The following is a 26738-nucleotide window of genomic DNA, read 5'->3' on the forward strand; positions in this document are numbered from 1 at the left end:
AAAATATTCAGAGGTGGGTCAGGGCAGGACCAGGTGGGGCAGCAGCGGCGCGGAGAGCACCTTGCCCTGGTGGGGTTCCACCAGATTGTTGAGCGCGCGATCCGGCGTCGACAGGTCGTAGGCGCCGGTCACGCGGCGCGCGCCCAGCGCTTCGCTGGTCAGCACGATGCCGTGATCATCGTAGCGGCGCAGGGTGGCGATCACGTCGGCGATGGCGGCGTCGACCACGAACAGCCGCCGCTGCCGCCAGCCGCCCACATCCTCGATGGCAAGCCGGCTTTGCCGTACTTCTCCATCGTGGGAGAGCGACAGTTGCTGGCCGGGTAGCAGGTCAGCCAACGGCCGGGGCTGGTCGGTGCCACGGTCGGTGACCCGCACCTTGCCACTGGCCACGCTCACGGTATCGGAGAGGGCGCCGATGGCCACATTGAAGCGCGTGCCCAACACCGTGATCTCCATCTGCTCCGCACGGACCACGAAGGGGTGGCGGAGATCCCGGGTGACATCGAAGAAGGCTTCGCCGCGCAGCAGGGTGACGCGCCGTGCGCCGTCGGCGAAGTCGACCTGGATGGCGCTGTCGGCGCCAAGATGGGCCTGGCTGCCGTCCGGCAGGTTGACCAGGCGGGTGACGCCCACCGGTGTGATCTGGTCGGCGCGCCAGTGCAACAATAATCCGGGCAGCAGGGCCACCAGCAGACAGGCCGCGATCGCCACCGCGGCGATGCCATGGACCCGGGACCGGCGCCGCGGAGGGCGGGCGGCGGTCCCGGCGACATGGTCGTTCGGTTCATCGACGCCCAGCGTGGTCTGGGGGGGAAGGGCGCGCAATAACCGCCACGAAACACGGGCCTGTTCCCAGGCGTCACGGTGCAGTTCACTGTCTTCCAGCCATTGCCGGTGACGTTGACGCAGGGCCTCGCTTTCGGGCTCGGCCTGCAAGCGCAGCAACCAATCCATGGCCTGGCTGATGGCCTGTTCCCGCGGCGTCGTTTCCTCTGTCATCGTCCCGTCCTGCTGTGCTGTCCCCGGAGGAAAAGTGCTGACCATGATAGGCGGTCGTCCCTTATATGACGAATGAAAGGCGGGATTTGCTCAGACGGCGGGCCCGACCCTAGTGGTCTGTCCCGGACCGATTGGCTTTATCAAGATGCAATGCCACTTTAACCATTCCCTGGTGTACCAGGCGTTGCGCGGAAGAGGTTGAAACACCCAGCGCGTCCGCGATGTCCTGCAGGCGGGCGCCCCCCAGACGGTGCATTTCCAACGCCTTGCGGGTGTTTTCCGGCAATGTCGCCATGACCTTGGCCACTTCGCTCAACTGTTCTTCATTGAGCAGGCTGCGTTCCGGTTCCGGCAGGGGGGCGGGCGCCATCCATTCCAGGTTCGCATCGTACTGATCGTGACGGTAGCGGCTCTCCAGGTTGAGACGCCGGCTCAGGTCCATGGCCAGATTGCGGACGATGCGGTAGAGGTAATGAGCGGGCTGGCGAGGCATATTGGCGCGCGCGAAGCGCAGCCAGGCATCCTGCACCACTTCCTCGGCGGCATCGCGGCTCCCGGTCAAGGGAATGGCGTAGTTGATCAGGGCGGCGCGATGCTCAAGGTAGACCTTGAGTTTGTCGTTGTCCCCGTTCATTCGCCAGCACCCCGAGTGCAAAGAAAGAGAGAACTTTATTTTTAATGAGAATCATTGTCAATTGGAGGCATGGCCTCCCACGCGCAGTTGGATAGCCGTGACAACCACCCCGCGGCGGTCTATACGGTGCTGCCGCGCGGGAACCCGGCGGGCCAGTGGCACCATGCGGAGCAATCCGCCGGCCGTGACCCACGGGTTCCCGCGCTGGTCAGGCGCGGCCTGATCGGCAATGCTTTGGGTTTTCGCCGTTGGAGGAAAACGCGATGACCAATTTCGAGCGGGTGGCCGAATTGATGGGCCCGCCGTTCCTGCGCCTGCTGGGCGTGGAGGCGGTGTCCATCGAAGAAGGGCGGGTGGTGTCCCGGGTGGCGATCCGCGAGCAGCTGCATCAGCAAAACGGCTATGTGCATGCCGGCGTGATCGGCAGCGTCGCCGACCACACCGCCGGCGCCGCCGCCGGCACCCTGCTGGATGAGCATCACATGCCGCTGACCGCCGAATACAAGGTCAACCTGCTGCGCCCGGCCACCGGCGTGGCCCTGGTGTGCGAGGCCACCGTGCTGAAGGCCGGGCGGGCGATCACCGTGGCGGAATCCGAGGTGTTCGCCGAGGACGGGCAGGGTGGCCGCAAGCTGGTGGCCAAGGCCACCGTGACCCTGTCCATCGTGCCGGTGCGGGGCTGATCAAAAGACCTTGTAGGGCAGAAACTTGCCGGTCATCAGGATTTTGACCCGGTCGCCTTTCGGGTCTTCCTCGCGCTGGATGTCCATGTCGAAATCGATGGCGCTCATGATGCCGTCGCCGAATTCCTCGTGGATCAGTTCCTTCATGGCGCACCCGTACACGTGCACGGCTTCGTACAGGCGGTAGATCAAGGGGTCGCGGGCGTCGGTCTCGCCGCCCTTGGACGGAACGATCTGCAGCCAGGCCACCGCTTCGTCGGAGAGGTCGAACAGTTCGCCGACGGTGGCGGCCTGCTGCTTGTTCATGGCCATCTGGCCGAGGCAGGCGGCGGTGGTCCATTCCTTGCTGTTGCCGACGGCGTCGGCCACCGCCTTCCAGGTGAGGCCCTTGGCCACCTTGGCGGCGCGGATCATTTCGGTGACTTGGGTTCGGTTGCTGATCATGGTGGTGTCTCCATTGATGGGTAGGAAAATGGCAAGGCGGCCAGACCTCAGGCCGCGTCCCGCCGGGATGGGCGGCCCACCGTCAGGCTGGCGGTGGTTTCGCCGTCGCGGCACTGGCGCAGGGCCAGGTAATCGTCGTTTTCGTGTTCCACCTCCCAGTCCAGGGCCGGGTCCGGGGCGCCGCGCAGCACGATGGGCAGGTGCCGGGTTTTGAGCCGCACCACCGGCGCCTGGTGGCGGTAGCCCGGGTGCGGGCGGTCGAGAAGATGGTGGGCGATGGCCTCCGCCTGGCGGGGGATCGGTTCGATAAAGCGGCACGGGGCGCCGTCGATGCTGATGCAGTCACCGAGCGCGTGGATGCCGGGTACGCTGGTGGCCAGGGTGTCGGCGCTGACCGCGATACCCCGGTCGAACGCCAGCCCCGCCTGGCGGGCCAGGCGCGACTCGGTGATCAGACCGGTGGCGGCCACCACCTGATCCACCGCCAGCGCGTGGCCGTCTTCCAGATGCACGGCGCGGCCCGGCGCCGTGGCCGTGATCGCGGCCACCCGGGTGGTCCCCAGGAACGTCACGCCCAGACTTTGCAGATGTCGCGCCAATCGCTCCACCGCCGGCGCCGGCAGCAGGCCGGCCAACGGGCCGGTTTGCTGATCGATCAGGGTCACCGCATGGCCGGCGTGGGCCAGGTCCTCCGCCAGCTCACAGCCGATCATGCCGGCGCCGACCACCGCCACGCGCCGGGGCGCGCCGTCCAGGGCGGTTTGCAAACCGGCCCAGCCGTGCAGGTGGTTGATGCGCCAGCAAAGCTGCTCCGGCAGGGCCGGTGGCAGGGCCGGGCGGGCCCCGTGGGCGAGCACCAGGGCCCGGTAGATGAGCGTGCCCCGGGTGGTGCGCAGTTGCCGCAGCGCCGGCGAAATGCCCACCGCGAAGGTCTCCGCCAGCAGCGTCACGCCCAGGCGCTGGGCGGCCTCCCGGCCACTTTCCCGGGCCAGGGCCGGCGCGCGCAGGCCGCGGCTGAGCGCCACCGACAACTCCGGCTTGTGGTAGACATCGCCCTGGCAGGCGGTGACCAGGGTGATCGGCACCTCCTGATCCAGCGCGCGCAGCGCCTCCACCAGACTCCAGCCGGCGAGGCCGGCGCCGACCACCACGATGCTGTCGCGGGACGGGGCCACCGTCGGCGCGGCCGGCGCGGGGGGCGCCGCCGGAGGGTCGTAGAGTTCGAAGTCGCCCTTGCCGACGCCGCACAGCGGGCATTCCCAGTCGTCGGGGATGTCCTCGAAGCGGGTGCCCGGCGGCAGGCCGCCGTCCGGGTCACCCTGTTCCTCGTCGTAGATCAGGCCGCAGGCCAGGCAGATGTACTGGCGCCAGGGGCGCTCGTCGGGGGCGTTCATTCGCAGGGCTCCTCCCCGGCCGGCCATTGCTCGCGGCACAGCCGGTCCATTTCCCAGCGCAGGTGTTTGATCGCCGGGGTGACGATGGCCACGAACTGCGCCTCGCGCAGGCGCCGCTGGGCGGCGGCGGACAGGGCGTAGCCGCGCGCGCCCTGGTGCAGCATGGCGGACTGGGCGGCGCGCAGGGCGAAATCGGCGCCCTGGGTACGCAGGTCGAGCACGTCCAGCAGATAGTCGCGGCTGTCGTCGTCGGGGGTGGCGGCCAGCAGAGTGGCGCGGCGCTGCAGATCCTCCAGCTCCGCCTGCAGGGCATCCGGGCGTTGATCCAGAAAGCGATTGACGTGGCCGAGCTGGCCCTCCACCTCCAGGATCGAGTCCAGGCTGCCCTGGGCCACGCCCAGGGCCATGCCCGCCTGCAGCAGAATGAAGCCGGCGCGGACCTCGGCGATAAAGGGGCGGGCCGGGTCGGCGATCAGTCGCTCCGCGCCCACCGGATAGTCTTGCAGGCGGATGCCCCAGGTGCTGCTGCCCTCCATGCCCGAGAAGGTGGGGCAGGGCCGCAGCTCGACCTGATCGTCGCATTCCAGCAGGAACATGATTTCCCCCTGGATCCGGTCCCGGTCGTCGCGAACCTGGGCCAGGGCGCCGCAGTACTGGCCCGGTGCGATGTGGCTGACCCAGGGCAATACGCCACTGACCCGGTAACCGCCGTGGCCGTCCGCACGGGCGCGCAGCGCCATGCGCTCGATGCCCGACAGCGCCTTCATCGGGTTGGACAGGGCGGTGCCGCCGAAGCGGGTGCCGCGCCGATGGGCGTGCAACCGCGCGCCGGTCAGTGCCGGGTTGCCGGAGCGTTCCATGTACAGACCGCACACCTGGTGGGCCCAGACCAGGAAGCCGGTGGTGCCGCAACGGCGCGCCACCCGCAGCATGGCACCGATGGCCAGATCGAAACGGGGGTGCTCGCCCAGGTGGGCGTCCAGACCGCCGGCCTCACCCAGGGCGCGCATGATCTCCAGCGGATAATGGCCTTCCTGGTCGATGCGGTAGGCGAGGGCGGCCAGCGGGCCGTCGGCGATCTCCTCGACCCGTTCGAGCAGGGCGGCGTCGCTGTCCGGCGGCGTGACATCAAGGGGTTGGGCGCTGTTCATGGGCTCCTCCCTGGGCGCCGGCGCGAAGCCGGTGCCGATGTGCGTGGATCGGGCCGATTACTCGGCCAGAGCGATATCGAAGGCGATCGGGTTGCGCATGCTGTTGGCCACCGGCGAAAAGTAGTTGGCCTGTTGCACGATCTCGTCGAGTGCTTCGCGGTCGGCGTCGCCTTCCACCAGCACGCGCACGCGGATCTCCTGAAAGCCCATCTGCGAGGGAATGCGGTGGGCGCCGCCGGCGCCCCAGGCGGCGCTGTTACCAATATCACCTTCCAGGAACAGCTCCAGCCGTGACAGCTTCACGTTCTTCCAGGTGGCCACCGCGGTGATGCCCACCGCCAGGCAGCCGCCCAGCGCGGACAGCACGATCTCGCCCGGGGCCGGTGCCGTGTTCTGGCCGAACAAATGCAGGGGCTCGTCCACCACCACCGCCTCGTGGTCGCCCACGTAGGAGAGCGTGCGGTACTGGCCTTCGCACACCGTGTGAACCTTGTTGGTGCCACGGGCCTGGGGGTTGTTGCGGCCCTTTTCGGCGAAGCCGAGCAGACCGTCGCGGTCGATGGGACGCAGATGGGTTTGAACGGTGTTGGCGGTTTGTGTGCTCAAGGGACTCTCCTGGTTAATCGGTCCTGGTTAATCGGTCCTGATTGATCGGCGAAACGGGCAACGGGCCCGCGAACGGGGCCTCTGTCAGTGCCTACATCGCAAGGGCTGTGCCAGAAGCGGCAAAGGCCGGGAATGAAACCGCGAAAAGACGAAAAAAGCCTTTCTGTTCAGCGATCTATGGAAGTCCGAGCCGGCGCGTCACGAAGGCGCGAGGCCCCACCGGCGAGCGGTGCCTGCCTACGAAAAGCGACAAAGCGCAACAATGTCCGTGTTTGTCGGCGGACATTGTCGTCGTCCCCGGCCGAGGGCGGCGCCCGATCCCACCGGACGGCCCCGCCGCCGCCCGCGTCCGGATCCCGGGCGGCTCGTGGTCCGACCCCGGCAAGTGGTTGTTTTGGTGGGGGTTTGTTGGGGGTTTGGGGCGTTTGGGGGCGTTAGCGGGGGTTTTTGGGGGCGGTTTTGTGGGCGGGCTGGCATGGAAACTGCTCTTCACTTTCCGTCGACCCGTTCAGGGGCCCGTTGCCAGCCGGAGTACGAAGATGGGAGCCACCATTCACCTCAATGCCATCACGCATCGCTACAAGGCGGGGGCGGCCACCGTTCTCGAGGACATCGACGATCAGATCAGAAGCGGCGAGCGCGTGGTGCTGATCGGCCGCAGCGGCTGCGGCAAATCCACCCTGCTGCATATGATCGCCGGGCTGCTGATGCCCGCCGAGGGATGCGTGAAGATCGCCGGTCGTCAGGTGGTTCGGCCTTCCGCCAAGTGGAACATGATGTTCCAGAAGCCCTCGCTGTATCCGTGGATGAACGTGCGCGACAACGTGGGGCTGGGGTTGCGGTTCGCCGGCGCCGGCAAGGCCGAGATCCGCGCGCGGGTGGCCGGGCTGCTGGAGCTGGTGGGGCTGGCCGACAAGGCCGGGGCCAATGTGCAGAGCCTGTCCGGCGGCCAGCAGCAACGGGTGGCGCTGGCACGGTCGCTGGCCACGCGGCCGGACGTGCTGTTGCTGGACGAACCTTTTTCCGCCCTGGACGCCTTTACCCGGGCCAGCCTGCAACAGGAAGTGGCCGGCATCTGCGGCGATCTGGGCATCACCCTGGTGACCGTTACCCACGACATCGACGAGGCCATCCTGATGGCCGACCGGGTGCTGATCATGGGCCAGAATCCGGGGCGCATCGAAACCCGGCTGGCGGTGGACCTGCCCTGGCCGAGGGATCCGGGCAGCGTGGATTTCCAGCAGCGCCGGCGGGCGCTGATGGAGCAATTCCAGCAAAGCGACCAATTCCAGCAAAGCGATGACGGCCAACGGACCGAGCGTCCGCCGTCGTCGGCACAGGACCGGGAAGGCGCCCCCTGGCGCCGCGTCAGCAACGGCTGATTCCAACCCACCCGAGGAGAGCGATTGATGAGTGATTCCTGCCACCACCACGGAGACGGCGACGCGACGCTGCCCACCTGCGAGTCCTGCGACACCGGCCTGAGCCGGCGCGATTTCATGCGCGACATCATCGCCGCCACCGGCGCCGGCATGTTCACCGCCGGCGGTCTGGGGCTGAGCCGCCAGGCGTTCGCCGCGGAGGCCGATCCGGTGCTGAAGATCGGCTATATCCCCATCGTCGATGCCGCCGTTCTGCTGGTGGCCCATGCGCGCGGTTATTTCGAGGAAGAGGGGGTCAAGGCGGAGCGGCCCACCCTGATTCGCGGCTGGTCGCCGCTGGTGGAAGGCTTCGCCAGCGGCAAGTTCAACCTGGTGCACTTTCTCAAGCCGATCCCGATCTGGATGCGTTACAGCAACGACTTTCCGGTGAAGGTGATGTCCTGGGCCCATGTGAACGGCTCCGCCATCGTGGTCGGCCGCCACACCGAGGCGGAGGAGTTCGCCGATCTGGGCGGCACCCAGATCGCCGTGCCGTACTGGTATTCGATGCACAATGTGGTGCTGCAGATGGGCCTGCGCCAGGCCGGCCTGACACCGGTGATCAAGGCCCAGGGCGAGCCCCTGGGGGCCAGGGAAGTGAACCTGCAGATCATGCCGCCGCCGGACATGCCCGCCGCCCTGGCGGCGCGCAAGATCGACGGCTATATCGTCGCCGAACCCTTCAATGCCGCCGGTGAGCTGCTGGCCGGCGGCAAGGTGTTGCGCTTCACCGGCGACATGTGGAAGAACCACCCCTGCTGTGTGGTGTGCATGAATGAAAACCAGGTGGCCGCCCAGCCCACCTGGACCCAGAAAGTCATGAACGCCCTGGTGCGCGCCCAGAATGACGCCCAGCAAAACAAGGCGGAGGTGGCGAAACTGCTGTCCCGGGACGGCGAGGGTTATTTGCCGATGCCGGCCAACGTGGTGGAACGCGCCATGACCCACTACAACCCCGGCGACTATCAGCATCCGGACGCCATCCGCCACCCGGAATGGCACACCGGCCGGGTGGACTTCCGCTCCTGGCCGTACCCGTCCGCCACCCGCTTCATCGTCGAACAGATGAAGGACACCCTGGTCAGCGGCGACACCGGTTTTCTGCAGGCCCTGGACCCGGACTTCGTGGCCGGCGATCTGGTCGACGACCGCTTCGTGCGCAAGTCCTTGATCGCCTTTCCCGGTGGCAAGCGGGACGACGACGAGGATCCCTTCGTCCGCGAGGAGGTGATCCGCGTATGAATACCCTCGCTTCCCGGGCGCGCCCCACGGCATCGGCCTGGCCGTCCCTGTGGCGTCGGGTGGCGCCCTTGGCCTGGCCACTGGGCGGCATTGCCGTGATGCTGTTCGTGTGGTGGCTGGGCGGGCTCTACCTGGCCGGCAACCCGGACACCCTGATGTTCGCCAGCTTCGCCCCCGGGCCCACCTTCGCCGCCCTGTGGCGGATGCTCGGCGAGGCGGCGCTGTGGGACGCCATCGGCGCCAGCCTTTACCGCATCGGCGCCGGCCTGTTCTGGGGGGCGCTGATCGGCATTCCGCTGGGCATTCTGATCGGCTACTTCTCCCTGGCCATGCGCATGGCCAATCTGCCGTTCCAGTTCCTGCGCATGATCAGCCCGCTGGCCTGGATGCCGTTGGCGGTGCTGATCTTCGACACCTGGGACGGCGCCATCGTGTTCCTGATTCTGATGGCGTCGCTGTGGCCGATCGTGTTCTCCACCGCCCATGGCGTGAAACGCATCGATCCCGGCTGGTTCAAGGTGGCCCGCAACCTGGGCGCCGACAGCCTGCAGATGCTGCGCCGGGTGATCCTGCCGGCGGTGATGATGGACATGATGGCCGGTATCCGCCTGGCGGTGGGCGTGGCCTGGGTGGTGCTGGTGCCGGCGGAGTACCTGGGCGTCACCAGCGGCCTGGGCTATGCCATCAATGATGCACGCGACACCCTGGACTACGCGGCACTGACCGCCGTGGTGCTGGTGATCGGGGTGATCGGCTACGCCCTGGACAGCCTGTGCGTGATGCTGATGCGGCGTTTCAACTGGCAACTGGAGGGCTGATGCTCGACGGCGGGCCGCGCGCCCCGGACGGGGCCGCCGGCGACGAGGACGTGGATCTCACCGTGCTGCGCGAAGCGGCCCGATTGATCGGCCGCGCCGAGTCGCCGGAACTGGCGATCAGTGGCATTCTGCGGCTGCTGTCGCAGATGCTGGGCCTCAACCGCGCCCGGGTGATGCTGCCGCGCATCGACGATGCGGGCCTGAGCATCCGCTATGCCTACGGCCTCACCGACGAGGAGCGACAACGGGGCCGGTACCTGGCCGGCGAGGGCGTGGCCGGCCGGGTGATGCGCACCGGCCAGCTGGCGGTGGTTCAGGACATCGACCAGGAACCGCTGTTCCTGGGCCGCGCCGTGCGCCGCCGCACGTTGCCCGACGAGATCGTCGCCTACATCGCCGTGCCGCTGATGGACGGTGGCGTGCCCATGGGGGTGCTGGCGGCGCACCGCTTGCGGCAGCGGCCACGCAAGATCGACCGCGACCTGGGCACCCTTCAGACCATCGCCGTGTTCATCGTCCAGATTCTCAAATTCAACGCCCTGCTGGAGGCGCGCACCGCTCATCTGCGCGATGAGAACCGCCAGCTCAAGGACGCCCTCAGCAGCGCCCGGCCGGCCCACGGCATTCTCGGCGAAAGCGAGCCCCTGCGCGCGGCTCTGCACAACGCCCTCAAGGTGGCGGACACCGAGGTCACGGTGCTGATCACCGGCGAGTCCGGCACCGGCAAGGAGCGTTTCGCGGAACTGCTGCATGACCAGAGCGGCCGCCGCGATGGCCCCTTTCTGGCGATCAACTGCGCCGCCATTCCCGAGCCGCTGCTGGAGTCGGAACTGTTCGGCCACGAACGGGGCGCCTTCACCGGCGCCAACGCCTTGAAGAAAGGCAAGATCGAAATGGCGGACGGCGGCACCCTGTTCCTGGACGAGATCGGCGACATGAGCCCGGACCTGCAGACCAAGCTGCTGCGGGTGCTGGAGAAACGGGTGATCCAGCGGGTCGGCGGCAACCGCGACATTCCGGTCACCGTGCGCATCCTCGCCGCCACCCACAAAAACCTGCAGCAGGCGGTGAACGACGGACGCTTCCGGCTGGATCTGTATTACCGGCTCAATGTGTTCCCGCTGCATCTGCCGCCCCTGCGCGAGCGCCAGGGCGATGTGCGTCTGCTCACCCGACATTTTCTGTATCGCACCAACCGGGAATACCGCCGCAATGTGGTGCTGGGCGACGGCGTCCTGGAGCGGCTGCAGGGCTACGCCTGGCCGGGCAACATCCGGCAGTTGGAGAACATCATCCGCCGGGCGGTGCTGATGGCGCGGAGAGAACAGGTGTCCGCCGCCGATGTGGAGGCGATCCTGGCCCAGGAATCCAGTATCGAGCAACGGGCACCGGCGGCGGATCATCCGCCGCCGACGGCGCCCTCGGTGCCGGCCGCCGTGGCGCCGACCACGGTGCGTCCCTATCGGCGGGTCCGCCCACAGGACGGTGATCTGCTGCTGGGCGCTCTGGAAGAGGCGGGCGGCAACAAGGCGCGGGCGGCCCGGGCGCTGGGCATGACGCCGCGCCAGTACCGCTATCATCTGGACCAGCTGGGCCTGACCAGGCGCCCTCGCTGAGCCCGGGCAAAAAAGCCGACGGGGTGCGAAATGAGCAAGCGGAGAGTGAAGCGACGCCGGCTTTGCGCCTAAACTGGAGGTTTGTGGGGAGCCAGCGGGGAGCAACCATGGCCGAACTGGAATTCTGGTTCGATTTCGCCAGTCCGTACGCCTATCTGGCGGCGGAAACCATCGGGCCCGCCGCCGCGGAGGCGGGCGTGGCGGTGCGCTGGAAGCCGTTTTTGTTGGGGCCGATCTTTCAGGAACAGGGCTGGCGCGATTCGCCGTTCAATCTGTTTCCCGCCAAGGGTCGCTACCTGTGGCGGGATCTGCAACGGGAGACCCGGCGGTTGGGGGTCCCTTGGCAAAGGCCGGCGCGGTTTCCGTTCAACAGTGCCCTGGCCACCAAGACCGCCACCTGGATCGAGCCGGAGGCGCGCCTGCCGGCCTACTGCCAGGCCCTGTTCCGGGCCGGCTTCGCCGAGCGTCGCGACCCGGCCGCGCCCACGGTGGTGTCCGCCTGCCTGCGCGCCGCCGGTCTGGACGACGGGCCCCTGGAGCGGGCGCTGGCCGAGGAGGGCGGCCAGCGCCTGCGCGCCGACGTCAACCTGGCCCGGGAGCGGGGCATCTTCGGCGCCCCGTCCTTCGTGGTGAACGGGGAATTGTACTGGGGCAACGAACGGCTGACGGCGGCGCTCGAGCAGGCCTGGATGGATTAGTTCACACTGCTTGCAGGCCTCGCGGCGGCCAGCGGTCGCCAGCGGCGCCACCAGGGCGCCGGGTCGGGGCGCGGCGCCGGCCCGGTGTCGCCCAGGGTGGCCGGGTTGCTCAGGTAGGCCAGCACCAGCCGGGCCACGTCGACCCGGGGCTGGTAGTGCAGGAACAGCCCGCCCAGGGTGCCGAACACCCGCGCCAGCATCACGAACTCCGGCGGGATTTTTTCCACCGGATCGTCGCCCATGCGAATCAGCAGCTCACGAACCCGGGCCATCACCTGTTCCGGGCCGGGCCATTCGGTGCCCTCATTGCCCGCCGTCAGCAGCGCCTCGCGCAGTTGGTCGAGCAGGGCGTCGGTGAAGGCCAGCAGGGTGTCCGGCTGGCCGCTGCGGGTGGCGAATCCCAGTTCGTCCAGGGTCCCGGCGATCACCTGGCGCTCGCCGACGATGGCCGCCTGCAGCACCCGCAAATAGCCGCGCCGGAAGGATTCCGGCAGGTCGATGGCGCAACCGAAATCCAGTACCACCAGACGGCCCCCGTCGTCGACCAGCAGATTGCCGGGATGGGGATCGGCCTGGAACACACCGCCCACCAGCACCTGGTGAAACCAGGCGTCCAGCAGGGTGTGCAGGGTATCGGCCACGGCCTGTTCGCGGCCCTGTTGCCGGTATTCGTCGAGCACCGTGGTCAGCTTGCGGCCCTGGATGAACTCACTGGTCAGCACCCGCCGGCCGCACAGCGCGTCCACGGTGGCGGGCACCGTCACCGCCGGTTTGTCGGCCAGGGCGGCGCGTACCTGGCGCATGGCACGGGCCTCGCCGCGGTAATCCAGCTCGTCGCGCACGGTGCGCTGAATCTCGCCGATGATGGTGTCGAAATCCATCGGCGGCAGAGCGCCGCGCACGCTGTCGATAAAGATTTTCAGCAACGACAGATCCAGTTCGATCACCTCGTCCAGGCCGGGCCGTTGCACCTTCACCGCCACCTCGCGACCGTCCGGCAGACGGGCGCGGTGCACCTGGCCGATGCTGGCGGCCGCCAGTGGTTCTGGCTCGAACTGGTCGAACAGCTCTTCCAGGGGCGCGTCGAATTCCGCTTCGATCACCGCCCGCACCGCCTCGAAGCTCTCCGGACGGGCCTGGTCCTGGAGCTGGGCCAGTTCCTCCACCCAGGCGGCGGGCAGCAGGTCCGGGCGGCTGGAGAGAATCTGGCCGATCTTCAGAAAGGCGCCGCCCTGTTCCAGCGATGTCTTCCGGAAGCGCCGCGCGTTCTTGCGATGCAGGGCGTCCAGGGCCGCCTGTTGCATGCCGGACGGCAGAAAGGCGGAGCGGGTGCCCCACAGGCGGTAGCTGGCCAGCACCCGGGTCAGCATCCAGCCGGTGATCGACAGCCGCTTGAGGCGGGCCGGCCAGCGCTTCACTTCGCGGGCCAGTTCCTGGCACTCCTCGGCCACGCCGCCGGCGCCGCTCTCGAAGGCGCGCCAGGCGACCAGGGCCTGGTCCGCCAGTTGCCGGCCCTGCCAGGCGGTGCGCTCGATGGCCTTCAGCGTGCCTTCCAGGACCGCCAGCCAGGCGCGCAGGCCGCCGTCGCGCTGGTGGCCGGAGAAGGCTTTCAGGGCCGGCCAGTCCTGCCCGCTGGTGGTGGCGCCGGCGGGCGCATGGCTGGCGGGCGGCGCCGGCGCGGTGTGCTCGGTAACGCTCATGGAATGCCCCTTCGTCATTTAATGTAGTACAAAATAGGACAGGTCCCAGCGTCTGGCAATGGCAATGTGAACACCTGTTACAAAAATCAGTCGTCGGCGTCCCGGGCCAGGCAGTCGTGGCACAGCCACACCACCGGCGCCGCCGGTTCCGTGGTCAGGCCGCGCAGGGCCTGGTGGCCCCGGGGCAGGGCGATGCCGCAGCGGGTGCATTGGGTGGGCCGGTTGACGATCACTTCCTGCCAGGCGTCGACGCTCTCCAGCAGAGCCCGGGCCACGGTGCCGCCCTGGTCGGCGGGCACGAAGGCGACGGGCTCCCGGGGCTGGCCCTTGGCGGCGGAGGCCAGGCGGCGGGCGTCCCGGGCCACGTTGTCCACCAGTTGCGAGGAGTCGGCGACGATGCCGTCCACCAGCCGGAAGCTGTCTTCCAGCACGTTGCGGATCAGATGGGAGACGGTGACCCTTTCCCGCTCGGCGGCGGTACGCAGGCTGTCTTCCAGGTCCTGGGGCACGCGGGTCTGGATCACCCGGTCCTTGCGTTCGCCGTCCGCCGAGGGGCGGCGGCCACGGCGGCGTTGGCGTGGCGTGTCTTTCATGGTGGTGGGACCCTGGTGGTGAGGGGGGCTGTCCAGTCTGGCGGACAATGTACTACAAAAAAAGAGGGCGGTGCTTTTGCGGTGGTGTCTTTTGTTAACGGTGACCGCTGTCTCCGCTGCCTTGAAATCCCGCTCTTTGTCAGGATATTTTCAGCCTGCCGGACGACGGGTGCGCGGCAAGAATAATAAGGCGAAGGTGTATCATGGAAAGAGACACTCCCTGCATTCCCCTGGGACACATACAGACCTATTTTGATTTACGAAAAAGCCTGAGGCTGGAGCCGGACTGGCTATTGAAAAAATCCCACCTGACCATCGATGAACCGCATGAGCTTCTTGAGGTGATCATTGGTATCGATCAGCAGGTGTTTTATCGGAACGCCGGCATTGATTACCGCCCCGACGAACAAAACCGCTTTGTCAGCGCCGGGCAGGTCGTGGCGCTGGTGGATCAGGCGGTAAAAGCCCTGAAAATGCCCTATCTGGGGCTGGCCATGGGTAACCTGATGACCATTTCCCACCACGGCATGGCCGGGGTGGCCGCTGTGACCCAAACCACCTTGATCGAGTGTCTGCAGGTGATTTCCCGCTTCTGCGATGAACTGTTTCCGCCCCTCTCCATGGCCCCGCGCATCGAAGGTGGCTTGGGGATTTTCGCCCTCAGGGAAGAGATTTCCCTGGCCCCCTACAGCCATTTTTTCTTCGAGCTGAACATGGTGAGTTTCTACAACATCATGTGGCACCTTATCGATAAAGAGCGCCATGACTTCCGCGTGGATTTCCATTACCCGGAGCCGGCATGGGGGAATATCTATCGTCGCTATTTCAAGTGCCCGGTGCGGTTTAACCAGCCGGAAACCCGCATCGTCGGCCCGGCCAGCTTGGCCGAGGCGGAACTGCCACTGGCCAACCGGCTGATGGCCATGTCGGCGGAAAAGATCCTGTTCGAGAATATTCCCACACGGGCCTGGCGGTTTTTGCCGCTGCGCCTGCGCCGCATGCTGTTGCGCTACTATGGCGCTTTCCCATCGCTGGAAAATGCCGCCTCGGAGATGGGCATGAGCGGGCGCACCCTGCGACGCAAACTGGCGGAGGAAGGCACCAGCTACCAGAAGGAACTGGACCGGGTGCGCCAGCGACTGTCACGGGAGTATTTTGCCCGTGGCGGGCAGTCCATTACCGAACTCTCGATGATGCTCGGGTTCGCCGATTCCTCCGCGTTTGCCAAGGCATTCCGCCGCTGGACCGGGCTCTCCCCCAGCGAATTCATGGAGAAAGACCCCACCGCGCGCTGACCGCCCCGGCCGTCTCTCCTCACCCCCGCCCGGCGCCGCCGTTAATCGGTGGCCATATTTAACCGATAAATGTCCTGAATCATCCTGCACCGGATGGCCCGGCTGATTAGCTTTCAGCTACCCGGTGTGCGTTTACGTTGGGCGCCGCCGGTTGGATATAAAAAAATTCATAAGGAGACTCTCATGCGTAAGACTAAAAAACCGGCCTCCCCCTTGCTGGCGCTGGTGGTTTCACTGGGCATTACTCCGCTCACCGTTCACGCGGCCATGGTCGGCCCGGACGATATGAGCTTCTACGACCCGCCCCAGATGACGTCCGGCGCCCCCGGCGACCTCACCTGGTACCGGCAAACCACCGTGGACCTGGGCACCGGCGCGGTGGCCCACCAGGCCTGGAACCTGGTCTACCGCTCCACCGATGCCAAGGGCGACGGCAACCGGGTGACCGGTACCGTCCTGGTTCCGGACAGCCCCTGGCAGGGCGCCGGGGAACGACCGGTGATCAGCTATGCGGTGGGCACCCACGGGCTCGCCCAGCGCTGTGCGCCGTCCCTGCAGATGGCCGACGGCACCGACTACGAGAACGCCAATATCGCCGCCGCCCTGCAGGCCGGCTATACCGTTCTGGTCTCCGATAATCCGGGCTATACCACCGGCGATACGCCCACTTACATGTCCGGCGCCGCCCAGGGTCACGCGGTGCTGGATATCGTACGGGCGGCCCGCCAGCTGCCCGGCAGTGGCGTCACCGGCAACACCCGGGTCGCCGTGTGGGGGTACTCCCAGGGGGGCCAGACCTCCGCCCGGGCCGGTGAACTGCAACCGGATTATGCCCCGGATGTGGACCTGGTGGCGGTGGCCTCCGGCGGTACCCCGGCGGACTTCTTTGACACCGCCGATTACCTGAACGCCAGCACCGGTTCTTCTTTTCTGCTGCAGGCGGTGATCGGCCTGGCCGAGCAATATCCGCAGGGCATTCCGCTGGACACCCTGGCCAGCCCCTACGGCAAAGCGGAAATCGAGAAGGTCAAAGCGGACCAGTGTGTGTTCGACACACTGTTCGACTACATGAACAAGGACATCGCCGAATACACCGTCGGCAACCAGTCGCTGGGCCAACTGATCAGCATTCCCTCCGTCCATGACACCCTGGAAGAGCAGGCGCTGGGCGGTGAGAAAATGCCGGTGCCGATTTACCAGTACCACGGCACCGCGGATGAGTTCATTCCGCTGGAGCAGCATCTGGAGCTGAAGAAAAAATACTGCCGGAAGTTCAGCAACGTGACCTTCGGCGTGTACCCCAGTGAACACATTGTCACGCAGTTCCAGGCCGCGCCCACGGTGCTGGCATGGCTGGACGACCGCATGGCCGGCCAGTTCACCCTGGGCACCTGTCTCACCCTGAAACCCAGACCCACCGCCAATGCCAACCCGGGCGGCGGCGATTTCGTGGTTACCCTGGACCAGTGGCCGCTGGACGCCAATATTCATCTCGCCACCCTGGATCAGGACGTGAAGTTGCCGGAGGAATCCACCTTTACCGCCGACACCAACATGACCGCCGGCACCCTGGACGGTGATCTGTCGGTCCCGGACTTCTCCACCAAGCTCAACATCGTGCTTCCCCTGGATGTGAATCTGTCCGTGGAGCCCAGCAGCGGCACCAGCGGCAGCGCGTCACTGGATAATCAGGGGCAACTGCACGTGGACGGCCAGGCGTTCGCCAATATCACGGTGAAGTCCGCGGGCTCCGGCGTGCTACAGATTCCCTTTGGTTGCAAGACGGAAAGTCCGGTGGCCTTCCCGGTGGTTTTCGACGGCCCGATCTCCGATCTTGGCGCGGGCAATCTGACCTTCACCGGCACCACCACCTTCCCGCCCATGAAGAGCTGCGGCATGTTCAACAGCCTGTTCACCACTCTGATGTCAGGGCCGGGCCAGGAGTACTCCTTCAACGTCAGCCCGCCGGCGCCCACCACCTGGTAATGGCGGCAACACCCGGGGCGCCGCGGGTCCGCGGCGCCCTCTGATCAAGGAGGCATCATGAATAGATTGAAATGGTCGGGAGTGCTGCTGGTGGTCCTGGTGGCCGGTGCCGCACTGCTCCGGTGGCCGTTGTCCGGCAGCCCGGAAGCAACCCACCGCCCCAGCCCCGATACCGCCGCCAGCCCCGGTGGCGAGGCGCGGACCGGGCAGGACGACGAGCACTATCCGGAGCTGGTCCGGCAGCAGGAACAGGCCGCCCGGGCCGTGGAACATCAGCTGGGAAAACCGGAACTCAGTGGTCCGGTCAGCGAACGTCCGGATTTTGTTTCGCCGATGGAATGGCGGGTGCTGAAGAGTGTGGCCGCCGGCAACGCCGACAGCGACCGGGAGCTGACGCGACTGGTCAACCGCATACGTTTCGCCAAGTTGCGCGAGCACTGGGACAAGCTCCAGGGCGGCAACCAGGCGGATCAGCGCCACGCCGTCGCCAGGCAGCTGCTTGATGATATTCCACGGCGCGTGGAGCAACGGGAAATGGACAGGTCCCAGGCCCAGCAACTGCAGCAACAACTGCTCGCGGACCTGATCAGCGATCCGGAACAACGCCGCCAACGGGCGGCGGAAGAAGCCAGACGCATCGGCATTACCTTTGAGATGCGGGCTTCACAAAGCTGATTGATCAAACGTCGCGCCTACAGGTCTTCCGGGTGCTTCAGCAGGGCGTCGGCGCGGGCCAGGATGGCGCGGCGTTTGTCGGGGTCCATGCGCTCCCAGTTCTTGTACACCCGGCTCATGCGCGGGTGCTTCTCGAAACGGCGCCGGTGGCGCTGGATAAAGTGCCAGTAGAGGCTGTTGAAGGGGCAGCTGTTGTCTTCCTCGGCGCTGCTCACCTTGTAGGCGCAGCCGGCGCAGTAGTCGGACATGCGCTGGATGTACTTGCCGCTGGCGGCGTAGGGCTTGGAGCCCAGGTAGCCGCCGTCGGCGTGCATCACCATGCCCAGGGTGTTGGGCAGTTCCACCCATTCGTAGGCGTCCGCGTAGACCGCCAGATACCACTCATGGATCTGCTTCACGTCCACGCCCAGCAGCAGCGCCAGGTTGCCGGTGACCATCAGGCGCTGGATATGATGGGCGTAGGCGTGTTCCCGGGTGGCGCGCACCGCTTCCGCCACGCAGCGCATTTTTGTTTCGCCGCTCCAGTAGAACCAGGGCAGGTCGGCGTGGCTGTCCAGCCGATTCTCCTCCTTGTAGTCGGGCATCATCAGCCAGTAGATGCCGCGTACGTATTCACGCCAGCCAAGGATCTGGCGGATAAAACCCTCCACCGCGTTGAGCGGCGCCTGGCCCTGCTGGTAGCGGCGTTCGGCGGCCTCGCAGACGTTGAGCGGGTCAAGCAGGCCGGCGTTGATGTACAGGCTCAGCAGGCTGTGGAACAGGAAGTCGTCGCCTTCGGTCATGGCGTCCTGGTAGTCGCCGAAGTGGGGCAGGGCCTGCTCCAGAAAATGGTCCAGGGCCTGCTCGGCCTGGCTGGCGGTGACCGCGAACCAGAATGGCTCCAGGTCGCCGAAGCGGTCCGGGTAGTGTTCGGCCACCTGTTCGATCACCTGGCGGGTGGTGGCGTCCGGCTCGAAGCGCGGCGGCCCGGGCAGCCGGTGCTTGCCGTCGTAACGCTTGCGGTTGTCGGCGTCGAAGTTCCAGCGGCCGCCCACCGGTTCGCCGTCCGGTTCCATCAGCAGGCCGGTGCGGCGGCGCATGTCCCGGTAGAAGAATTCCATGCGCAACTGCTTGCGGCCGGCGGCCCAGTCGCGAAAGGCGTCCAGGGAGCACAGGAAGCGGCGGTCCTCCAGCAGCCGCACCGATAGCCCCAGACTTTGCGGCCAGCGCCGCTTCATGGCCTCGCGCAGGCGGTATTCGCCGGGTTCGGTGATCAGCACTTCGCCGATATCCTGGCCCTCGGCGCTGCGGCGCAGGGCCTCGCACAGGTCGCCCAGGCCCTGGTCCAGCTCATAGTAGTCCACGGTCCAGCCCTGCCGGCGCAGGCGGGTGGCGAAGTGGCGCATGGCGGCGAACAGAAACACCATCTTCTTGCGGTGGTGAGGCACGTACTCCGCTTCCTCGCGGACTTCGGCCATCACCACCCGGTCGCGGCCCGGGTCGCCTTCGGCGAGGCTGGTCAGGTCCGGGGTGAGCTGGTCGCCGAGCACCAGAATCAGGCGGGGGCGGGGCATGAAACGTCCTTGGCCGGGGTGGGGATGCCCAGCATAGCGCGCGGCCATCAACATCGGGTCAAGCCAACGGCCATGCCAATCGGCCCCAGTTTCATTATCATGGGGCGCTCGCCCGGCCAGGGCGGGTTTCCGAGAGTATCAGGACGGTCCATGATTCAGCGACGAACCATCAATGTGCGGCGCGTGGTGAAGGTGCTGCAGGGCGCCGCCCGCGGCGGCGTCAGCATCCCCGATCTGCTCGACCAGTGCGGCATCGAACGCCGCCTGTTGGAGGAGCCGGAGGCGCGCATCGAGCGCGACACCTTTATCCGGCTGATGCTGCGGGTGATGGAGCAGACCCAGGACGAGTTCCTGGGCTTCGGCCAGGGCCGCAAGTCCAAGCCCGGCACCTTCTCGATGATGGCCCACGCGGTGATCAACTGCCCGAATCTGCAGGCGGCGGTGGAGCGCGGCATCGATTTCTACGCGCTGTTCGATCTGAGCATGGACAGCACGCTGGTGCGCGATGGCGACCAGGCCCGGCTGATCACCCGGGTGGATCCGCGGCTCGACTTCCGCGACGTGATCATCGAGGCGATGCTGTTTCTGTCCCTGCGTTTCATGAGCTGGCTGGTGGGCAAACCGGTGGAGCCGGACGCCGTGTATCTGGACTATGAGCCGGTGCGCGAGGACGACGAATACCGTTTTATGTTCGATTGCCCCACCTACCACGACAGCGAGGTGAACCAGGTGGTGTTCCCGGCCCATTATCTGGACCTGCCGCTGGTGCAGAACGAGCTGTCGCTGTCCAAGTTCCTGCGCGATTCCCTGGCCCGGCTGTTTGACGGCAAGGTCCACAACGTGGGCCTGCCGGCGCGCATCCGCGCCATTATCTCCGATGAGTACGGCAACCACTTTCCCGACTTCGGGGAAATCTGCGAAAAGCTGGGCATGACCCCGCAGACCCTGCGCCGCCGGCTCAAGGAGGGCAACACCAGTTACCAGGAGATCAAGGATTCGATCCGCAAGGACGCCTCGGTGTACTACCTGTCCAAGCCGGAACTGAGCATCGACGAAATCGCCCTGTTGATGGGCTTCAGCGAAGCCAGCTCGTTCCACCGGGCGTTCAAGAAATGGACCCACCAGACCCCGTCCGCCTACCGGCGGCTTTATTTCGGCGATGCACACGGAGACCTCAATGACCGCCGCTGACGACGCCACCGCGCGCCTGCTCGTAACCTGCCCGGACCAGCCGGGCATCATCAGTGCCGTTTCCACGTTCCTGTACAACCACGGCGCCAACATCACCGATTTCGATCAGCATTCCAGCGATCAGCAGGACGGCACCTTCTTCCTGCGCCTGGAATTCCAGACCCCGGACCTGGACTGCAGCCACGAGGCCCTGGCCAACAACTTCCGCAACCGGGTGGCGTCGCGCTACGGCATGCACTGGCACATCAGCCCGCCCGGCGCCAAGAAGCGCATGGCGATTCTGGTATCGCGCCACGACCACGTGCTGATGGACCTGCTGTGGCGGGTGTCCCGGGGCGACATGCCGGCCACCATTCCCATGGTGATCAGCAACCACGACGACCTGCGTGACGAGGTGGAACGCTTCGGCATTCCCTACCACCACATTCCGGTGAACAAGGACAACAAGGCGGAGGCGGAAGCCCGCGCCCTGGAGTTGCTGGACGGGCAGGTGGACCTGATCGTGCTGGCCCGCTACATGCAGATCCTGAGCCCGGAGTTCGTGGCCCGGCATCCGCACCGCATCATCAATATCCACCACTCGTTCCTGCCCGCCTTCGTCGGCGCCAATCCCTACCAGCAGGCCTGGGACCGGGGCGTGAAACTGATCGGCGCCACCAGCCACTATGTCACCGAGGACCTGGACCAGGGCCCGATCATCGAGCAGAACGTACAGCGTGTCTCCCACCGCCATTCCCCCGCGGAACTGCGTGGCCTGGGCCAGGACGTGGAACGTCAGGTCATGCTGCGCGCGGTGCGCTGGCACCTGGAGGACCGCATCATCGTCGACGGCAACAAGACGGTGGTGTTTGTTAAGTAGACGGCAGGAGTCGTGATGTCATCCCATGAGGAAATGTTCCTGGCCCTGTGCCGGCCCGGGTTCGAGTCGGATCTGGCGGCGGAGCTTAGCGATCGTTGCGCGGAGCTGGGGGCGTCCGGTTACCCGCGCACCAGCGACGGCAGCGGCTATGTGCTGTGGAACAACCTGCAGGGGGACCCGGACGCGTTGCTGCAAACCGGGCTGGTGTTCGGGCGCTCGTTCTACCCGCTGACGGCGTCCTTCGAGGATCTGCCGGAGCAGGACCGCATCGGGGCCCTGTGGCCGGAGCTGCAGCTGCAGGGGCCGTTCTCCGAGCTGTTTCTGGAACACGCCGATACCAATGCCGGCCGCGAACTGGGCGGCTTTCTGCGCGGTTTCCGCAAGGCCCTGGAGCCCAAGCTGCGCAAGGCTGGCCTGCTGCGCGGCAACGCCGACCGCCGTTTGCATCTGTTTTTCAACGATTCCCGCCACGGCCATATCGGCGTCAGCCCGGCGGGCATCCCGCTGCCGGAGGGCGGCCTGACCCGCCTGCGGTTGTCGCCGGAGGCGCCCAGCCGCTCGGCGTTGAAGCTGGAGGAGGCGCTGTTGCGCTTCGTCGGCCGGGGCAAGCCGCCGGGCCTGCACACCGCCGTGGACCTGGGCGCCGCCCCCGGCGGCTGGAGCTGGCAACTGGCGCGCCTGGGTCTCAAGGTCACCGGCGTGGACCACGGCAAGCTGGCGCCGGCGCTGCTGGACGAATACCCGGTGCGCCATGTGTCCGGCGATGCCTTCACCTGGCGCCCGGAGCGGCCGGTGGATCTGGTGGTCTGCGATGTGGTGGACAAGCCCGCGCGCACCGCCGCGCTGATGCAGAAGTGGCTGGAGCAGGGCTGGGCGCGGGTGGCCCTGTTCAATCTCAAGCTGCCCATGGCGCGCCGCTACCGGGAGAGCCAGGCCCTGCTGGAGCGTCTGGCCAGCGGCCTGGAACGGCAGCGCCCGGGAGCCCTGATCCAGGCCGCGCACCTCTACCACGACCGGGAGGAAATCACCGTCTGGGTGGACACCCGTGCGCCCTGAGCGGGGCGCGATTCTGCTCGGCACCCTGGCGGCGCTGTATTTTCTGCAGGGGCTGCCCGCCGGACTGCTGGCGGACGCGGTGCCGTCCCTGGGCCGCGAGAGCGGCCTGTCCCGGGAATGGATTGGCCTGGCCGGCCTGGCGGCGCTGCCCTGGGTGCTGAAGTTCTTCTGGGCCCCCTGGGTGGACCGTCTGGGCCGGGGCCGGCCGGATCACCGCAAACGCTGGATTCTCGGCTGCCAGGCGGTGGTGATGCTGGTGCTGGTGGCGCTCGCCCTGGGCGAGCGGGCGTTCTGGTTCGGCGCCGGTTTCCCGCTGTTGTTGCTGGCCCTGTTGGTGCTCAACAGCGCCAGTGCCACCCAGGACATCGCCACCGACGGCCTGGCGGTGCGGCGGCTGAGCCACGACCTGCGCGGGCCGGGCAACAGCGTGCAGGTGGTGGGTTACAAGGTGGGGCTGATGTTCAGCGGCGGGCTGCTGCTGATCGGCAACGATTGGATCGGCTGGCGGCCGGTGCTGCTGTTGATGCTGGCGCTGTCCCTGCTGTTGCTGATTCCGGTGCTGCGCTTCGCCGAGCCGGCGGACACCACGCCGGCGCCGGCGCCGGCGCGGCCCGGGGCCGGTTGGTGGTCGCGCTATTTTCTCGATTTCTGGCGGCGTCCCGGCCTGGGAGTGTGGGCGGTGCTGCTGATCGGCTACAAGATCGGTGACGGCTTCGGCTCGCGCATGATCAAGCCGTTTCTGGTGGACCTGGGCTGGAGCCAGACCGCCATCGGCCAGCTCGACCTGATCAGTTCGCTGGTGGGGCTGGCCGGCGCCGTGCTGGGCGGGCTGAGCCTGGTGTGGCTGAGCCGGCGCGGCGCGCTGATCGGCTTTGGTCTGCTGCAGGCGCTGGCGTTTCTGGCGTGGATGGCGGCGGCGCGCGGCGACCCGTCCTGGATCTGGCCGGCGGCGCTGTTCGAGCAGTTCGCCGACGGGCTGTCCACGGTGGCCCTGTTCGTGGTGATGATGGATTACTGCCGGCCCGGCCGGGAGGGCACCGACTATACGCTGCAGGCGTCCCTGTTTCCGCTGGCCGCCGGTCTGGCCACCCTGGTCAGCGGCCACAGCGCCACCGCCTTCGGCTACGGCGGGCACTTCCTGCTTGCCGCCGCCCTTGGCGGGCTGGTTATAATGGCCGCCCTTTTCTGGACCGCCCCCGGGGAAGCCGATACCCGCCATGACTGATATTCAAGCCCACCATCACCTGGACGCCACCGGCCTGCTGTGCCCCGAGCCGGTCATGATGCTGCACGGCAAGGTGCGCGACATGGCGCCCGGCGAAGTGCTGGAAGTGCGCGCCACCGACCCCTCCACCGAGCGCGATATCCCCAAGTTCTGCCAGTTTCTCGGCCACCGGCTGCTGGACAGCGGCCGCGACGGCGAGCTGTACCTGTACTGGATCGAGAAAAAGCCCGCCTGATGTGCGCCGGCGGCCTTGCCGCCGCGCCCGTGCGCGGCAGGCCGGGCGCCAATTGCGTTGCCGCTGTTTTCCCTTAGGTTGATCGTTGGAGGTTCGCCGTCCGCGGGGTTCGGGGTGCGGTGGCGGGCACGGCCAATAACAACAAGACTGGGGAACGATCATGCGTATCGGTATCGTCGTGGATTCCACCTGCGATCTGCCGGAAGGCTATTTCCGCGATCACAATATTCGCATCCTGCCCATTTCCGTGCGGCTCGGCGACGAGCTGCTGGTGGACAAGCGGGACAGCACCGACACCGCCCGGTTCTACCGGGATCAACTGGACTCCAAGGGCCGGGACGCGGAATCGATTCCGTTTTCCGTGGACCAGATCCGCTCGGTGTTTCTTGATGAACTGGTGCTCGACTACGACCTGGTGTTCTGCATCACCGTGTCCGGCAAGCGCAGCCAGATTTTCGACAACGCCACCCAGGCGTCCTTCTCGATCCTCAAGGAATACCAGAAGGTGCGCGCCGAGGCCGGTGTGCCCGGGCCCTTCTCCATGCGCGTGATCGACAGCAAGACCCTGTTCTCGGGCACCGCGGTGCTGGTCTGCGAGGCGGTGGAACTGATCCGCAGCGGCGCCAACCGCAACGCCATCCGCCTGAACATGGACCAGATGATCCCGCACATCTGCGGCTACATGGTGCCCGAGGACCTGGGCTATGTGCGCGACCGGGGCTTCAAGAAGGGCGAGCGCAAGCGGCTTTCGGACTCCATGCGCGGGCTGGCGCTGACGGTGGGGTCGGCGCTGTCCATGCACCCGATCATCCGCATCCACGGCGGCGAGGAGAACCCGGCCACCGTCAATCGCAGCTACGAGAAATCGGTGCGCCGTCTGTTCGAACACGTGGCCGCGCGCATTCGCGGCGGGCATCTGATTTCCCGCCATGTGTGCCTGAGCTATGCCGGCGACATCGAGCGGGTGCCGGCCATGCCCGGTTACGCGGATCTGAAGGTGGCGGCGGAGGAGCGCGGCGTGCGCCTGCTGATCTCCACCATGAGCCCCACCGGCGCCATCAACGTGGGCGCCGGCTGCCTGTTCGTGGCCTACGCCAGCGAGAACGATCAGTTCGAGTAGCGGTTCGTGGCGTAGCTTTTCACCAGCATCAGCACCAGGCTGCCGGCGGCGCCGAGCACGATCACCAGCCCCGGCAGCCCGGCCAGATTGGCCAGCATTTTGATGCCGTCCACCCCCAGGTAGGTGGCGCTACTCCAGCCCACCGCGCCGATCACCGCGCCCCACAGCAGCTTGATGGTAAAGGCGGTGTCCATCTCCCGGGCGGTCACCGAGCGGGTGCACAGCCCGCCGATGGCGTCGGTGTTGGAGTCGGTGGCGGTGATGAACGAGATCACGCAGGCGACGATGAACAACAGGCTGACCACGAACCCGCCCGGCAAGTAGGCGAACATCTGATAGGCGATGGCCGCCAGCCCCCGGTCCTCGTAAACCCGGTACAGCGCGGCCTGATGGTGCGCATCGAAGTACAGCGCCGAGGCGCCGAAGGTGGAGAACCACAGCACGCCGAAGGCGGACGGCAGCAGCAGGTTGACCAGAATGAACTGGCGCACCGTGTAGCCGCGGGCGATCTTGCCCAGAAACAGGCAGGACAGCGGCGCCCAGGCGAACCAGCTGGCCAGGAAGGCGGTGGTCCACCAGCCGGACCACTGGCTGCCCGGCGGCTCGTCGAGCATCAGGTGGCGGCTCAGGAATTCCCGCGCGTAGAGGCCCAGGGACTCGCCGCCCAGGTGGGCCACGAACCCGGCCGGGCCGGCCACCAGCAGGTAGACCATCAGCGCCAGGAACAGCACGGTATTGAGGCGCGCCAACAACTGGATGCCGCCGGCCAGGCCGCTGGCCGCGGACAGCAGCGCCACCGCGACAATGAAGGTGGCGGTGAGCGCGTGGACCCGCGCGCCGGCGTCGATGTCGAACAGTGCGCGCAGGCCGTCGCCGATCAGCAGCAGGCCGCCGCTGAGCACCGCCGACATGCCCACCACCACCGAGAACAGCACCAGGCCGTCCACCGCCTCCGAGGCCGGGCCGCGCAGGCGGTCACCCAGCAGCGGGCGCAGCAGGGCGTCCACCGAGAAGCCGTAGCCGTGGTTGTGGAAGCCCAGGGCGAAGGTCAGCGCCGCCACCGTGTAGATCGCATAGGGCACCAGGGTCCAGTGCACGAACACCGTGGACAGGGCGAAGCGCTGGGCCGCCTCGCCGCCGGGGGCGAGCCCGGTGAACGGCGGCGGTTCGTGGAAGTGCACCACCGGTTCCGCCACCGCCCAGAACAGAATGCCCATGGCGATCACCGTGGTCAGCGACACCGAGAACCAGCGGAACGGCGAATAGATCGGCCGCGCGTCGGCGCCGCCCAGGCGGGTGGCGCCCAGCGGCGACAGAAACACCAGCACGCACAGCACCAGCAGGCCCAGGGCGGCGTACAGGAACACCGGCGACAGGGTGTCGATCAGCAGCCGGTTCAGGTAGGTGGTAAGCGCGACGAAGCGCGCCTGGTCCACGGCGATCAACGCCAGCGCCGCCACCATCGCCAGCAACGCCGGCCAGAAGGCGATCGGCTTGAGCCGGAATCGGGCCAGCCAGGCGGCGGCGTGGGCGCGGGCCAC

At 67.1% G+C, this 26738-nt stretch carries 25 protein-coding genes; 15 read left to right on the forward strand and 10 right to left on the reverse strand.

Annotation, left to right across the window (positions count from 1 at the left end):
• Positions 1–18: 18 nt before the first annotated feature.
• The gene (locus tag ACLD0W_RS10540) at positions 19–1002 is read right to left on the reverse strand and encodes a FecR family protein (protein ID WP_410307437.1); all 984 of its coding nucleotides are present in this window, start codon (positions 1000–1002) and stop codon (positions 19–21) included.
• A gap of 109 nt (positions 1003–1111) precedes the next feature.
• Entirely contained in the window at positions 1112–1636 is a 525-nt protein-coding gene (locus tag ACLD0W_RS10545; RefSeq protein WP_410307438.1) for a sigma-70 family RNA polymerase sigma factor, read from the reverse strand.
• Positions 1637–1899: 263 nt separating this feature from the next.
• Between ACLD0W_RS10545 and ACLD0W_RS10550 the strand changes: the two genes are divergently transcribed.
• A complete protein-coding gene (locus ACLD0W_RS10550; RefSeq protein ID WP_410307439.1) occupies positions 1900–2319 on the forward strand; it encodes a PaaI family thioesterase in 420 nt (139 codons plus the stop codon).
• Here the strand turns inward: ACLD0W_RS10550 and cynS are convergent, their stop codons facing one another.
• From cynS to ACLD0W_RS10570, 4 genes are read right to left on the reverse strand one after another with little or no spacing between them, the layout of a single operon-like run.
• Complete coding sequence (gene cynS, locus ACLD0W_RS10555; protein WP_410307440.1) at positions 2320–2763, reverse strand: cyanase; 444 nt, start codon at positions 2761–2763, stop codon at positions 2320–2322.
• Positions 2764–2810: 47 nt separating this feature from the next.
• A complete protein-coding gene (locus ACLD0W_RS10560) occupies positions 2811–4157 on the reverse strand; it encodes an FAD-dependent oxidoreductase (RefSeq protein WP_410307441.1) in 1347 nt (448 codons plus the stop codon).
• Positions 4154–5308, reverse strand: a complete 1155-nt coding sequence (locus ACLD0W_RS10565; protein WP_410307442.1) for an acyl-CoA dehydrogenase — start codon at positions 5306–5308, stop codon at positions 4154–4156. Before ACLD0W_RS10565 ends, ACLD0W_RS10560 begins: the two co-directional genes overlap by 4 nt.
• Positions 5309–5365: 57 nt before the next feature.
• Positions 5366–5914: an OsmC family protein gene (locus ACLD0W_RS10570; protein WP_410307443.1), complete on the reverse strand. Its 549-nt coding sequence runs from the start codon at positions 5912–5914 to the stop codon at positions 5366–5368.
• Between the two features lie 539 nt (positions 5915–6453).
• Between ACLD0W_RS10570 and ACLD0W_RS10575 the strand changes: the two genes are divergently transcribed.
• From ACLD0W_RS10575 to ACLD0W_RS10595, 5 genes are all read left to right on the forward strand, one after another.
• Complete coding sequence (locus tag ACLD0W_RS10575) at positions 6454–7296, forward strand: ABC transporter ATP-binding protein (RefSeq protein WP_410307444.1); 843 nt, start codon at positions 6454–6456, stop codon at positions 7294–7296.
• A 27-nt stretch (positions 7297–7323) separates the two neighbouring features.
• Complete coding sequence (locus tag ACLD0W_RS10580; RefSeq protein ID WP_410307445.1) at positions 7324–8577, forward strand: ABC transporter substrate-binding protein; 1254 nt, start codon at positions 7324–7326, stop codon at positions 8575–8577.
• A complete protein-coding gene (locus tag ACLD0W_RS10585; protein ID WP_410307446.1) occupies positions 8574–9395 on the forward strand; it encodes an ABC transporter permease in 822 nt (273 codons plus the stop codon). Before ACLD0W_RS10580 ends, ACLD0W_RS10585 begins: the two co-directional genes overlap by 4 nt.
• Positions 9350–11011: a sigma 54-interacting transcriptional regulator gene (locus tag ACLD0W_RS10590; RefSeq protein ID WP_410307447.1), complete on the forward strand. Its 1662-nt coding sequence runs from the start codon at positions 9350–9352 to the stop codon at positions 11009–11011. Before ACLD0W_RS10585 ends, ACLD0W_RS10590 begins: the two co-directional genes overlap by 46 nt.
• A 107-nt stretch (positions 11012–11118) precedes the next feature.
• Positions 11119–11709 (forward strand): 2-hydroxychromene-2-carboxylate isomerase, encoded by a 591-nt coding sequence (locus ACLD0W_RS10595; RefSeq protein ID WP_410307448.1) that lies wholly within the window; start codon positions 11119–11121, stop codon positions 11707–11709.
• Here ACLD0W_RS10595 and ACLD0W_RS10600 read toward each other — a convergent pair.
• A complete protein-coding gene (locus ACLD0W_RS10600; RefSeq protein WP_410307449.1) occupies positions 11706–13409 on the reverse strand; it encodes an ABC1 kinase family protein in 1704 nt (567 codons plus the stop codon). The two genes, ACLD0W_RS10595 and ACLD0W_RS10600, sit on opposite strands and share 4 nt — an antisense overlap.
• A gap of 86 nt (positions 13410–13495) precedes the next feature.
• On the reverse strand, positions 13496–14002 hold the full coding sequence (locus ACLD0W_RS10605; protein WP_410307450.1) for a hypothetical protein: 507 nt from the start codon (positions 14000–14002) through the stop codon (positions 13496–13498).
• 293 nt (positions 14003–14295) lie between these two features.
• On the opposite strand from ACLD0W_RS10605, the gene ACLD0W_RS10610 reads away from it, so the two are divergent.
• The 3 genes from ACLD0W_RS10610 to ACLD0W_RS10620 all read left to right on the forward strand — a co-directional run bounded on the left by ACLD0W_RS10610 (position 14296) and on the right by ACLD0W_RS10620 (position 17958).
• Positions 14296–15297 (forward strand): AraC family transcriptional regulator, encoded by a 1002-nt coding sequence (locus ACLD0W_RS10610; protein ID WP_410307451.1) that lies wholly within the window; start codon positions 14296–14298, stop codon positions 15295–15297.
• Between the two features lie 183 nt (positions 15298–15480).
• Complete coding sequence (locus ACLD0W_RS10615) at positions 15481–17283, forward strand: alpha/beta fold hydrolase (protein WP_410307452.1); 1803 nt, start codon at positions 15481–15483, stop codon at positions 17281–17283.
• A 57-nt stretch (positions 17284–17340) separates the two neighbouring features.
• Positions 17341–17958, forward strand: a complete 618-nt coding sequence (locus tag ACLD0W_RS10620) for a hypothetical protein (RefSeq protein ID WP_410307453.1) — start codon at positions 17341–17343, stop codon at positions 17956–17958.
• A 17-nt stretch (positions 17959–17975) separates the two neighbouring features.
• Here ACLD0W_RS10620 and ACLD0W_RS10625 read toward each other — a convergent pair whose 3' ends face one another.
• On the reverse strand, positions 17976–19511 hold the full coding sequence (locus ACLD0W_RS10625) for a cryptochrome/photolyase family protein (RefSeq protein ID WP_410307454.1): 1536 nt from the start codon (positions 19509–19511) through the stop codon (positions 17976–17978).
• Between the two features lie 150 nt (positions 19512–19661).
• On the opposite strand from ACLD0W_RS10625, the gene ACLD0W_RS10630 reads away from it, so the two are divergent.
• From ACLD0W_RS10630 to ACLD0W_RS10655, 6 genes are all read left to right on the forward strand, one after another.
• Entirely contained in the window at positions 19662–20702 is a 1041-nt protein-coding gene (locus ACLD0W_RS10630; RefSeq protein ID WP_410307455.1) for an AraC family transcriptional regulator, read from the forward strand.
• Positions 20689–21561, forward strand: a complete 873-nt coding sequence (gene purU / locus ACLD0W_RS10635) for a formyltetrahydrofolate deformylase (protein ID WP_410307456.1) — start codon at positions 20689–20691, stop codon at positions 21559–21561. Before ACLD0W_RS10630 ends, purU begins: the two co-directional genes overlap by 14 nt.
• Before the next feature lie 15 nt (positions 21562–21576).
• Positions 21577–22617: a 23S rRNA (cytidine(2498)-2'-O)-methyltransferase RlmM gene (gene rlmM, locus ACLD0W_RS10640; protein ID WP_410307457.1), complete on the forward strand. Its 1041-nt coding sequence runs from the start codon at positions 21577–21579 to the stop codon at positions 22615–22617.
• Positions 22607–23842, forward strand: a complete 1236-nt coding sequence (locus ACLD0W_RS10645; protein WP_410307458.1) for an MFS transporter — start codon at positions 22607–22609, stop codon at positions 23840–23842. Before rlmM ends, ACLD0W_RS10645 begins: the two co-directional genes overlap by 11 nt.
• Positions 23835–24077 carry a sulfurtransferase TusA gene (gene tusA / locus ACLD0W_RS10650; protein WP_410307459.1) on the forward strand — a complete coding sequence of 81 codons (243 nt, stop codon included), beginning with the start codon at positions 23835–23837 and terminating at the stop codon, positions 24075–24077. The genes ACLD0W_RS10645 and tusA overlap by 8 nt, the downstream gene beginning before the upstream one ends.
• 160 nt (positions 24078–24237) lie before the next feature.
• Positions 24238–25197: a DegV family protein gene (locus ACLD0W_RS10655; protein WP_410307460.1), complete on the forward strand. Its 960-nt coding sequence runs from the start codon at positions 24238–24240 to the stop codon at positions 25195–25197.
• On the opposite strand, the gene ACLD0W_RS10660 is transcribed toward ACLD0W_RS10655, so the two are convergent.
• Positions 25185–26738 carry a BCCT family transporter gene (locus ACLD0W_RS10660; RefSeq protein ID WP_410307461.1) on the reverse strand — a complete coding sequence of 518 codons (1554 nt, stop codon included), beginning with the start codon at positions 26736–26738 and terminating at the stop codon, positions 25185–25187. The genes ACLD0W_RS10655 and ACLD0W_RS10660 overlap by 13 nt on opposite strands.

Source organism: Alloalcanivorax sp. C16-1 (assembly GCF_046507805.1).
Lineage (GTDB): Bacteria > Pseudomonadota > Gammaproteobacteria > Pseudomonadales > Alcanivoracaceae > Alloalcanivorax.